The 257-nt window shown below is 58.0% G+C and carries 1 tRNA gene; it reads left to right on the top strand.

Annotated elements, in window-relative coordinates:
- Positions 1-175 precede the first annotated feature (175 nt).
- Positions 176-252 (top strand) — tRNA-Pro (locus tag ACY0MJ_RS22435).
- The last annotated feature ends 5 nt before the right edge of the window (positions 253-257 follow it).

The raw sequence follows: 257 nt of genomic DNA on the forward strand, positions 1-257 counted from the left end.
CGCCGGGACCTGGCCGGGACCTGATGCATGCAATCCATGCAATCCACGATGTGAAATACGGCCGTTTGAGGGGCAAAGAAGCCCGGAAAGTCAAGGATCTGGGCTGAACCGTCTACCTGGGGGTTAAGTGGTTTACCACTCTTCGGTCGGCCCGAACAACTGAAAAACAATGCCACGGGCTGTGGCGCAGCTTGGTAGCGCACTTGACTGGGGGTCAAGGGGTCGCAGGTTCAAATCCTGTCAGCCCGACCACAAGG

The organism is Ramlibacter sp. bp-362, from assembly GCF_054956735.1.